Consider the following 9905-nt stretch of genomic DNA (forward strand, 5'->3'; position numbering starts at 1 on the left):
GGGTCCGTCAGTTGGGGGCGGCCAAGGCGTCCGGCGTCGCGGAGACCTCCGGCGACAGCGTCGACTCCAGACCGGCCGCGTTGACCGACGCGACGGCGTAGTAGTACGTCGTGCCGTTGGTCAGGCCGGTGTCGGTGTAGCGGTCGCCGGCCACGGTGAAGACGGCCTCGGCGTCGGCCTTGGTGACGCCCGGGGTGGTCGAGCGGTAGACGCGGTAACCGGTGATCTCGGGCTCGCCCGGGCCGATCGGTACGGAGCCCCACACCAGCTGGACCTGTCCGTCGCCGGGCGTGACCTCCTGCACCTGGGTGGGCTGCGGCGGCTGGACCTCGCTGACCACGGGCTGCACGGAGTTCGAGGGCAGGGAGCGGACGCCGTACGCCGAGACGGCGACCACGGAGTAGAAGTAGTCGTGCTCGGACGCGGTGACCGTCGACGTGTACGACGTGTCGGTGGTGCCGGCGTACGCCAGGTCCGGGTTGGACGTGTCGACGGGCGCGGTGCGGGAGCGGTAGACGATGTAGCGGGCCACCGGGACGTGGCCGCTCTGGCTCCAGTCCAGGACCATGCGGTCGCCGACGATCCGGGCGACGCCGAGCCCCGGCGCCTTGGGCGCGCTGCTCGGGCCGACCGTGCGGGTCGCCGTGGTCGACGGCCGCGACGACTCGTTGCCCGCCGCGTCGACGGCGGCCACGAAGTAGAGGTACGGCTGGCCCGGGTCGCCCGTGGTGTCCCGGTAGGACAGGCCGGTCGGGGTGGCGATCCGGGTCGTCGCACCGCCGCTCGACGGCGTCCGGTAGACGTGGTACCGCACGGCGTCCGAGCCGCCGCTCAGCCAGGTCAGCGTCACGCCCGCCTCGTCCTGCGCGGCCGTCTGCAGGTTCTGCGGGGCGCCGGGCGCCACGGTGTCGCGCGTGCCGACGACCGCCCTGGAGAGCGGCGACGCGTTCTCCGCCGCGTCCAGCGCCCGCACCTTGTAGAAGACGGGCACGTCGGCCGGGGCGCTGTGGTCGGTGTACGACGTGTAGTGGGTGGGCGACGGCGTCCCGAGCCGGGTGTAGGTGCCGTCGAGGGTGTCCGCGCGGAACACCTCGTACCGGGTCGCGGTGGGCACGGCCGGCCAGGACAGGGTGTTGGCCGCGCTGGTGGAGGCGACGGTGATGCCGGTCGGCGCGGCCGGGGCGACCCGGTCGTCGCTGGTGATGCCCCGGTCCGCCGAACCGGCCGAGACGTTGCCCGCCTTGTCGAAGGCGCGGATCTCGTACCAGTAGGTCCGGCCGTCGGTCGGCGGCCGGTCGGTGTGGGTGTTCGCCGTGGTGGTGACGAGCTTCGTCCACGTCGAGGATCCGGCCGGGCGGCGGTAGACGTGGTACCCCGCGAGGTCCATCTCCTTGTTCTTCGCCCACGCGAGCACGGCCCGGTTGGTGGCGGGCTCGTAGATGGCCCCCACCTCGGTCGGTGCGAGGGGTTTGACCTTGTCGACGGTGGCCGAGGTGCGGGGCGTGTAGGTGAACTTGACGTTCGCGGTGCCCGTCCAGTTGACGTAGTCGATCCGCAGGGTGTGCTTGCCGGAGGGGATGGTGACGTTGACCGTCTTGGTGACGGTGGAGGAGACGTTTCGCCAGAGGTCGATCTTGCGGACGCCGTCCACGTGGACCCGTACGCCGTCCTGCGCGGAGGCCGTGAAGGAGAACGGTCCGCCGGAGCCGAAGTCGCGGGTCACCGTCCAGCGCACGCCGAAGTTGTTGGACGGCACGCCGGCCGCCGGGGCACCCGTGCCCCAGTTCTCGCTGACGGCGGCGTCACAGCCGGTCTGCTTCGGGGTGCCGGAGAAGGTGGTGTTCGCGAAGATCTGACGCTGGTAGACCGGGGAGGCGCAGGTCGTGGCGGCCGATGCGGGGGCGGTGACCGCGGTGAGGAGACCACCGGTCGTGGCGAGCACGACGGCCGTCGCGAGTCTGGCTGGATTCATTCGGTCCTCTGCTCGGGGTTCGTAGGGCGAAACGAGTCGGTGATCGACGGAACGAACCCACGGAGTCGTCCCGTCATGATCACGACTCGCGAGGGGCCGCATTGGTTGTGCGGTCTCTCGCCCTGTCGTGAAGTCCCGTCGGATGGAGGGTCCGTAAAGGGGGGTTGGAGAAGTTTCCACTTCACTTCTTACGTGTCTACACGCATCAAGCGGAGCGTGATGTTGTTACTTCGTTAAGTGGTTCCGCTTGACGCCGGAGGCCGCCGCCGCGTTGTCTTTTCAGACACCTGGGTCAACAAGTCGCACCCACGTCCGGAACGCACCTGAAGTGAGCCCCCGAAATGCGTCGTATCGCCATTGCTGTGGTCGCCTCCACGATGACCCTCTCGCTCGCCGGATGCGGGATGCTGAACGCGACGGAGGACGGCAGTGACGCGACCCCGACCAAGGGCAGTGACATCACGGTGGGCGTGCTGATGCCGGAGAAGACGAACACCCGGTACGAGGAGTTCGACTACCCGATCATCAAGGCCAAGGTCGCCTCCCTCACGCAGAACAAGGGCAAGACGGTCTACGCCAACGCGGGTGCCGAGGCGGACGTCCAGGACAGCCAGATGCAGAAGATGATCGACGACAAGGTCGACGTCATCCTGCTGGACGCGGTCGACTCCAAGAAGATCGCGAGCATGGTGCAGAAGGCCAAGGACGCGGGCATCCCGGTCATCGCCTACGACCGGCTGGCCCAGGGCCCGATCGACGCGTACGTCTCCTTCGACAACGAGCTGGTCGGCGAGGTCCAGGGCCGCGCCCTGGTGGAGGCCCTCGGCTCGGCTGACACCAGCGACAAGATCGTCATGATGAACGGCTCGCCCACCGACCCGAACGCCGCGCAGTTCAAGCAGGGCGCGATGGAGGAGCTCAACGGGCAGGTCACGATCGCCGAATCCTTCGACACCAAGGCGTGGAGCCCGGAGATCGCCCAGGAGAACATGACCCAGGCGATCGAGAAGATCGGCAAGAGCAACATCTCGGCCGTCTACTCCGCCAACGACGCCATGGCCGGCGGCATCATCAAGGCCCTGAAGGCGGCGGGCTTCGACGACGACAACCTGCCGCCGATCACCGGCCAGGACGCGGAGCTGACGGCGGTGCAGCGGATCGTCAGCGGCGAGCAGTACATGAGCGTGTACAAGCCCTACCCGCAGGAGGCGGAGGCCGCCGCGGAGATGGCCGTCGCCAAGGTCCAGGGCCGTGACATCCAGTTCGACGCCCTCACCCGCGACAGCGTCGACAGCCCCACCCACAAGGACATTCCGGCCCAGCTGGTGCCGGTGGTGTCGCTGACGAAGAGCAACATCAAGGACACCGTCATCGCGGACGGCATCTACCAGGTGTCCGACATCTGCACCCCCAAGTTCGAGGCCAGCTGCCGGGCCATCAAGCTGAAGTAGTCCGGCCGGGCAACAGCATGGAAAGGGGGCACGCGCGCCGCGTGCCCCCTTTCCTCGCTCTTCGGTCGTCTCCGGCGCGCCTCAGCCCACCGGCGCACGCGTAGACGGTGAGAACCGAACGACTTGTGATCGCTTCCGGCAGGTCACCTTGCTGCGACTGCGCGGGGCGGAGGCCGGGAGAAACCCGGGCGGACGGGTGTTTCTCGCCGGTCCTGGCGGGATGAGCCGTGTTGCGGAGCCGGTCCGGAGCCCCTCATAGTTGCGCTGCGGAAAACGCTGACAGCGGGGGTGGGATGGGCGATGGCCGGGCACGGGACGGAGGAGCATCCTCACGGTGCTGACCGACTGTGCGAGGCCGGGGATCGCGTGTATTCCCGGGCCGTACGGCGGGGGCGGGTACCGCGCCGGGACGCCGAGCCGGTGCCCTGTCTGCTGGAGCTGGCCCTGCTCCACCCGGACCCCGACGACATGGACTGGCTGGTGCCGACCTCCCCGCAGGAGGTCATGACCCGGCTGCTGCGCGGACTGTACGCCGAGGTCAGCGCGAGCCAGCGGCGGATGGGCGCGACGGTGGCCGCCTTCGAGTGGTACGCCGCTCTGGGCGGCCCGGCGCCGGCCGGAACACCCGGTGAGAGCGCGGCGATCCGGGTGCTGGACGGCGCTCCGCGGATCCAGGCCGCGCTGGACGAGGCCACGGACGCCTGCACCACGGAGGTGCTGACCGTGCAGCCCGGGGGCATCCGGCGCGAGCACGAGCTGTCGGAGGGGCTGCACCGGGCGCTGGCGCTGCGCGGGCGGGGCGTGCGGATGCGGGACCTGTACAACCATGTGGCCCGGCACGGCCAGGGGCTGCTCAACTACCTGGAGCTGATGGGGGACGCCGTCGAGGCGCGCACCCTCGACGAGGTCATCGACCGGCTGATCCTCTTCGACCGCACGGTGGCCTTCATCCCCGCCAACGCCGACCGCACGATGGCGCTGGAGCTGCGTCACCCGGCGCTGGTGGCCTATCTGGTGACGGTCTTCGAGCGGCTGTGGCGGCTGGCCGTCCCGCTGACCGCGCCACTGCCCGAGACCCGGATCGAGGGTGTCTCCCATCGTGAGCAGTCCATCGCGGCGCTGCTGGCGGAGGGCCACCAGGACGCGGTGATCGCCGAGCGGCTCGGTATCAGCGTCCGCACCTGCCGGGCCCATATCGCCCGGCTGTCGGAGACCCTCGGGGCGGCCAGCCGGACGCAGCTGGGGGTGCGGATAGCCCAGGTCGGCCTGGACCGGCCGCTGGCGGCGGGGCCGGTCGGAGCGACCCCGGAGTGCCGGGGCGGGGCCAACGCGCTCGGTGAGCCCGCCGGGTGACGGCCGGTCCCTGCCGGTTGCCGGTTCACTCCTGCTTCAGCAGCCCCGACTCCGCGATCAGGTAACCGAGTTGGGCGCGGCTGCCGCTGCCGAGGATCGCGGCGAGTTTGGCTATGTGGGCCCGGCACGTGCGGACGTTCATGCCGAGGCGGCGGGCGATGGCCTCGTCGACATGGCCCTCGACGAGGAGCTTGGCGATGGAGTGCTGGATGTCGGTGATGCCGCCGGCGGCGGTCTCGTAGGGGGCGCCGGCGCTCAGCGGGACCGCGCGGGCCCACATGAACTCGAAGACCTTGATGAGGTAGCGGACCAGGCCGGGGTGGCGCAGTTCGAGGGCGACCTGCTGGTCGTCGCGGGCGGGGATGAAGGCGACGGTCTCGTCGCAGACGATGAGGCGCTCCACCACCTCGTCGATCGTGCGGTACTCCGCCTTGCCGTTGGCGAGCTGGGCGACGTACCCCAACTTCTCCGGACTGTAGCGGGCGGTGTGTTGATACAGCGTGCGTATGCGCACACCACGTTCGATCAGCGGGCGGTCCCGCTCCAGGCCCTGGACGAGGCTGTGCTCGGAGAAGCGGTCGTCGCTGGGCTGGATGGTGAGCATCTCCGTGCGGCACTGGGAGGTGGCCAGGTTGAGGGCCGCGTTGATGCGGGCGCCGCCCTCCAGGATCGTGATCGAGTGGTCGGTGGTCACCGTCTGGGCGCTCAGCGCGAGGAACGGCTCGAAGGCGTCCGCCAGTTCGACGGACCGGCGCCGACGTTCGGTGATCTCCAGTTCGATCGGGTGCAGCCGCTGGGCCAGGGCGACGCTCGGTGGAACCGGGTGCAGCCAATCCGCGTCATCCGGGTCGGGGAGGAGAAGGGCGAGTTCCACGAGGCAGGGCGCCGACTCCACGTCCGCCCGGGCGACACGGCCGGTGCGCAGGGCATTGGCGTAAAGTCGGCCACCTTCCTCGCACAGCTCGGTCACCGCATGGGGATGCGTCACCTTAGTCCGATTCGCCACGAAATCTCCACCCCCCAGGGTCCTGAACATGCAGGAACATGATGCATCGATCGTGTGGCCATGACGTGCCCGAATGAGCCATCGTCTTATCCGACGGGGGAAGAGGAGACTTTCAAGTGAGGACGAAGCCGACCATGTGCCACAGAATGCTTCGCTCGGTGCTTGTTGCCACCCTCTCCGCCGTTGCGGTCTTCGGGGCGCTGAGTGGTCATTCCGACGCGGAGGACAGGGTAACGGCGGACAGTCACTGGCCGTCGGTCGTCCTGGCGGACAGCCACTGGCCGGCCGTGGTCGCCGACGAGGGTGACGCCCGGGACGTGCCGACTGCGACCGCGGACGAATCCGGAGTGCCGGCGTGACGACCCCACCCGACGACCGTTCCTTCCGGCGCGAGATGGCCACGGCCTACCGCTCCGGATGGCACTTCATCGACCTGGTCACCGCCATCCCCCACAGCGGTGACTCGCTGATGGTGACCGTGTTCGGCGAGCCGGTCGTCGTCACGCGCGACGAGGACGACGACGTGCGGGCGTACCGGTGTCTGCGGCGGCCTCGGGGGGCGCCGCAGCCCGTCCGTTGCGCCATCCGGTACGGCATGATCTTCGTCAACCTCGACCAGCGCGACCACCGCCTGGCGGAGTCGGCGAGCGCGCCCGCCCCCAGGACCATTTCAGCCACCCCCCGCAGTGCCTGACGCGATTCCCCCGTCGTAACAGATCGCTCAGGTGCTTCCCCCCGCAGCGGCGTCACCGTGACCTGAACACGGTGACGCCGCTGCAGTTTGCGGCGATATTTCCGCCTATCCACCCTCTTGCGCCCGCCCGCGCGGTGGCCGAATCCCATCGGTGTGGATCCGGTCATCTTCCCGGACGGCCACCTGCCCGCCCTACTCCCTCTCAGCCCCGCCCCATCGCCCGGGTCAGCTGGATCTCGATCACCACGCGGGAGGGGTTGGGGCCGGGAGTCCGGCCGTAGCGGACCTTGTAGCGCTGTTCCGCTTCCGCCACTCGCTCCGGGTCCGTGTGGACCGTGGCCCGGCCCTCCAGGGTGGCCCAGCGGCGGCCGTCCACCTGGCACACCGCCACCCGGGCGCCGGCCGCGCCCGCCGCCAGCACGTTGCGGACCTTGATGCTCGCCTTGTCGGCGATCACCCGGGCCAGTCGGGCCTCGGGGTCGTACGTCACTCCGACCGGAACGACGTGCGGACCACCGTCCGGGCGTGGTGTGGTCAGGGTGCACAAGTGTCGTTCACGCCAGAAGGCGAGGTACGGCGCGTCGGGAGCGCCCGGGTTCTGTGGGTATGCGGCCATGGTGCGGAACTTAGCCGCTCCACGGCTCCCGCACCTCGCCTTGAGTGGAATAGACTCAACTTTGTGTACGTTGTGCGAGTCACCGCTGATGGCTGACGCAAGGAGGAGACAGCGACCGTGGACGCAGAGCTGACCAACCGGAGCCGGGAAGCGATCCAGGCCGCCGGCAACCGCGCGGTGTCCGAGGGACACCCCGACCTCACGCCGGCCCACCTGCTCCTCGCGCTGCTCCAGGGGCAGGAGAACGAGAACATCGTCGATCTGCTCGCCGCCGTCGACGCCGACCAGGCCGCCGTGCGCGCCGGCGCGGAGAAGGCCCTCGGCGCGCTGCCCAGCGTGACCGGGTCCACTGTCGCGCCGCCACAGCCCAACCGTGAGCTGCTCGCCGTGATCGCCGACGCGCAGGCCCGGGCCAAGGACCTCGGGGACGAGTACCTGTCCACCGAGCACCTGCTCATCGGCATCGCCGCCAAGGGCGGCCAGGCCGGCGAGGTCCTCACCCAGCAGGGCGCCACCGTCAAGCGGCTGGCGGACGCCTTCCAGAAGGCGCGCGGCGGACGCCGGGTGACCACGGCCGACCCCGAGGGCCAGTACAAGGCACTGGAGAAGTTCGGCACCGACTTCACCGCCGCCGCCCGCGAGGGCAAGCTCGACCCGGTCATCGGCCGGGACCAGGAGATCCGGCGCGTGGTGCAGGTGCTGTCCCGGCGGACCAAGAACAACCCCGTCCTCATCGGTGAGCCCGGCGTCGGCAAGACCGCCGTCGTGGAAGGGCTCGCCCAGCGCATCGTCAAGGGCGACGTGCCCGAGTCCCTCAAGGACAAGCGGCTCGTCGCACTCGACCTGGGCGCGATGGTCGCGGGCGCGAAGTACCGGGGTGAGTTCGAGGAGCGGCTGAAGACGGTCCTGGCGGAGATCAAGGGCTCCGACGGGCAGATCATCACCTTCATCGACGAGCTGCACACCGTCGTCGGCGCGGGCGCCGGAGGCGACTCCGCCATGGACGCCGGCAACATGCTCAAGCCCATGCTCGCGCGCGGCGAACTGCGCATGGTCGGCGCGACCACCCTGGACGAGTACCGCGAACGCATCGAGAAGGACCCGGCGCTGGAGCGCCGCTTCCAGCAGGTGCTGGTGTCCGAGCCGACCGTCGAGGACACCATCGCGATCCTGCGCGGGCTCAAGGGCCGGTACGAGGCCCACCACAAGGTGCAGATCGCGGACAGCGCCCTGGTCGCGGCGGCCACCCTCTCCGACCGCTACATCACCTCCCGCTTCCTGCCGGACAAGGCCATCGACCTCGTCGACGAGGCCGCCTCCCGGCTGCGCATGGAGATCGACTCCTCGCCCGTCGAGATCGACGAACTCCAGCGCGCCGTCGACCGGTTGAAGATGGAGGAACTCGCGCTCGCCAAGGAGACCGACCCCGCCTCCCGCGAGCGGCTGGAGAAGCTGCGCCGCGACCTCGCCGACAAGGAGGAGGAGCTGCGCGGCCTCAACGCCCGCTGGGAGAAGGAGAAGCAGTCCCTCAACCGGGTCGGTGAGCTGAAGGAGAAGCTCGACGACCTGCGCGGCCAGGCCGAACGCGCCCAGCGCGACGGCGACTTCGACACCGCCTCCAAGCTGCTGTACGGCGAGATCCCGACCCTGGAACGCGACCTGGAGGCGGCGTCGGAGGCCGAGGAGGAGGCCGCGAAGGACACGATGGTCAAGGACGAGGTCGGCTCCGACGACATCGCGGACGTCGTCGCCTCCTGGACCGGCATCCCCGCCGGCCGCCTCCTGGAGGGCGAGACGCAGAAGCTGCTGCGCATGGAGGACGAGCTGGGCAAGCGCCTCATCGGCCAGACCGAGGCGGTACGGGCGGTGAGCGACGCCGTACGGCGCTCCCGCGCCGGGATCGCGGACCCCGACCGTCCCACCGGCTCGTTCCTCTTCCTCGGCCCGACGGGCGTCGGCAAGACCGAGCTGGCGAAGGCCCTCGCCGACTTCCTCTTCGACGACGAGCGGGCCATGGTCCGCATCGACATGTCCGAGTACAGCGAGAAGCACAGCGTGGCCCGCCTGGTCGGCGCCCCGCCCGGCTACGTCGGCTACGAGGAGGGCGGCCAGCTCACGGAGGCGGTGCGCCGCCGCCCGTACTCCGTGGTCCTGCTGGACGAGGTGGAGAAGGCCCACCCCGAGGTCTTCGACATCCTGCTCCAGGTCCTGGACGACGGCCGGCTCACCGACGGCCAGGGCCGCACGGTCGACTTCCGCAACACGATCCTGGTCCTGACCTCCAACCTGGGCAGCCAGTTCCTGGTCGACCCGGTTTCCACCGAGGAGGAGAAGAAGGAGCAGGTCCTGGAGGTGGTCCGGACCTCCTTCAAGCCGGAGTTCCTCAACCGCCTCGACGACCTGGTCGTCTTCTCGGCGCTCAGCAAGGACGAGCTGAGCCGCATCGCCCGCCTCCAGATCGACCGGCTGGCCAAGCGGCTCGCGGAGCGGCGTCTCACCCTGGAGATCACCGACGCGGCCCTGACCTGGCTCGCGGACGAGGGCAACGACCCGGCCTACGGCGCCCGCCCGCTGCGCCGCCTGGTGCAGACCGCCATCGGTGACCGCCTCGCCAAGGAGATCCTGGCGGGCGAGGTCAGGGACGGCGACACGGTCCGCGTGGACGCCTTCGGGGACGGCCTGATCGTGGGCCCGACGACCGCGAAGACGCTGTAGCGGCCCGGTGCGGCGCGGCGGCCCGTCCCGGCTCCCCGGACGCTGTTGGTAAATCCGGTGCGGGCGTGACGGCGGCCTGTACGACTCCGTTGGGGTGG

At 70.0% G+C, this 9905-nt stretch carries 8 protein-coding genes; 5 read left to right on the forward strand and 3 right to left on the reverse strand.

What is annotated here, in order from left to right:
- Nucleotides 1–7 precede the first annotated feature (7 nt).
- Complete coding sequence (locus ALMP_RS28685; protein WP_264933476.1) at nt 8–1972, reverse strand: fibronectin type III domain-containing protein; 1965 nt, start codon at nt 1970–1972, stop codon at nt 8–10.
- A 341-nt stretch (nt 1973–2313) separates the two neighbouring features.
- Here ALMP_RS28685 and ALMP_RS28690 point away from each other — a divergent pair, with 341 nt between their 5' ends.
- A complete protein-coding gene (locus ALMP_RS28690) occupies nt 2314–3423 on the forward strand; it encodes a sugar ABC transporter substrate-binding protein (RefSeq protein ID WP_264933478.1) in 1110 nt (369 codons plus the stop codon).
- 300 nt (nt 3424–3723) lie between these two features.
- Nucleotides 3724–4776 carry a LuxR C-terminal-related transcriptional regulator gene (locus ALMP_RS28695; protein ID WP_264933480.1) on the forward strand — a complete coding sequence of 351 codons (1053 nt, stop codon included), beginning with the start codon at nt 3724–3726 and terminating at the stop codon, nt 4774–4776.
- A 25-nt stretch (nt 4777–4801) separates the two neighbouring features.
- On the opposite strand, the gene ALMP_RS28700 is transcribed toward ALMP_RS28695, so the two are convergent.
- A complete protein-coding gene (locus tag ALMP_RS28700) occupies nt 4802–5812 on the reverse strand; it encodes a helix-turn-helix transcriptional regulator (protein ID WP_264933482.1) in 1011 nt (336 codons plus the stop codon).
- A gap of 86 nt (nt 5813–5898) precedes the next feature.
- On the opposite strand from ALMP_RS28700, the gene ALMP_RS28705 reads away from it, so the two are divergent.
- Together ALMP_RS28705 and ALMP_RS28710 are read left to right on the forward strand one after the other, a co-directional pair.
- On the forward strand, nt 5899–6141 hold the full coding sequence (locus ALMP_RS28705) for a hypothetical protein (protein WP_264933483.1): 243 nt from the start codon (nt 5899–5901) through the stop codon (nt 6139–6141).
- Complete coding sequence (locus ALMP_RS28710) at nt 6138–6476, forward strand: hypothetical protein (RefSeq protein WP_264933485.1); 339 nt, start codon at nt 6138–6140, stop codon at nt 6474–6476. Before ALMP_RS28705 ends, ALMP_RS28710 begins: the two co-directional genes overlap by 4 nt.
- A gap of 202 nt (nt 6477–6678) precedes the next feature.
- On the opposite strand, the gene ALMP_RS28715 is transcribed toward ALMP_RS28710, so the two are convergent.
- A complete protein-coding gene (locus ALMP_RS28715) occupies nt 6679–7092 on the reverse strand; it encodes a pyridoxamine 5'-phosphate oxidase family protein (protein ID WP_264933487.1) in 414 nt (137 codons plus the stop codon).
- Nucleotides 7093–7209: 117 nt separating this feature from the next.
- Between ALMP_RS28715 and clpB the strand changes: the two genes are divergently transcribed.
- Nucleotides 7210–9807, forward strand: coding sequence for an ATP-dependent chaperone ClpB (clpB, locus tag ALMP_RS28720; RefSeq protein WP_264933489.1), 2598 nt, complete (start codon nt 7210–7212; stop codon nt 9805–9807).
- Nucleotides 9808–9905: the final 98 nt, after the last annotated feature.

The sequence above is a fragment of the Streptomyces sp. A012304 genome, assembly GCF_026008495.1.
Taxonomy (GTDB): domain Bacteria; phylum Actinomycetota; class Actinomycetes; order Streptomycetales; family Streptomycetaceae; genus Streptomyces.

Bases quoted from the DNA above. Each gene is read 5' to 3' on its own strand.
- ALMP_RS28685 (WP_264933476.1), bottom strand. From the start codon at position 1,972: ATGAATCCAGCCAGACTCGCGACGGCCGTCGTGCTCGCCACGACCGGT.
- ALMP_RS28690 (WP_264933478.1), top strand. From the start codon at position 2,314: ATGCGTCGTATCGCCATTGCTGTGGTCGCCTCCACGATGACCCTCTCG.
- ALMP_RS28695 (WP_264933480.1), top strand. From the start codon at position 3,724: ATGGCCGGGCACGGGACGGAGGAGCATCCTCACGGTGCTGACCGACTG.
- ALMP_RS28700 (WP_264933482.1), bottom strand. From the start codon at position 5,812: ATGTTCAGGACCCTGGGGGGTGGAGATTTCGTGGCGAATCGGACTAAG.
- ALMP_RS28715 (WP_264933487.1), bottom strand. From the start codon at position 7,092: ATGGCCGCATACCCACAGAACCCGGGCGCTCCCGACGCGCCGTACCTC.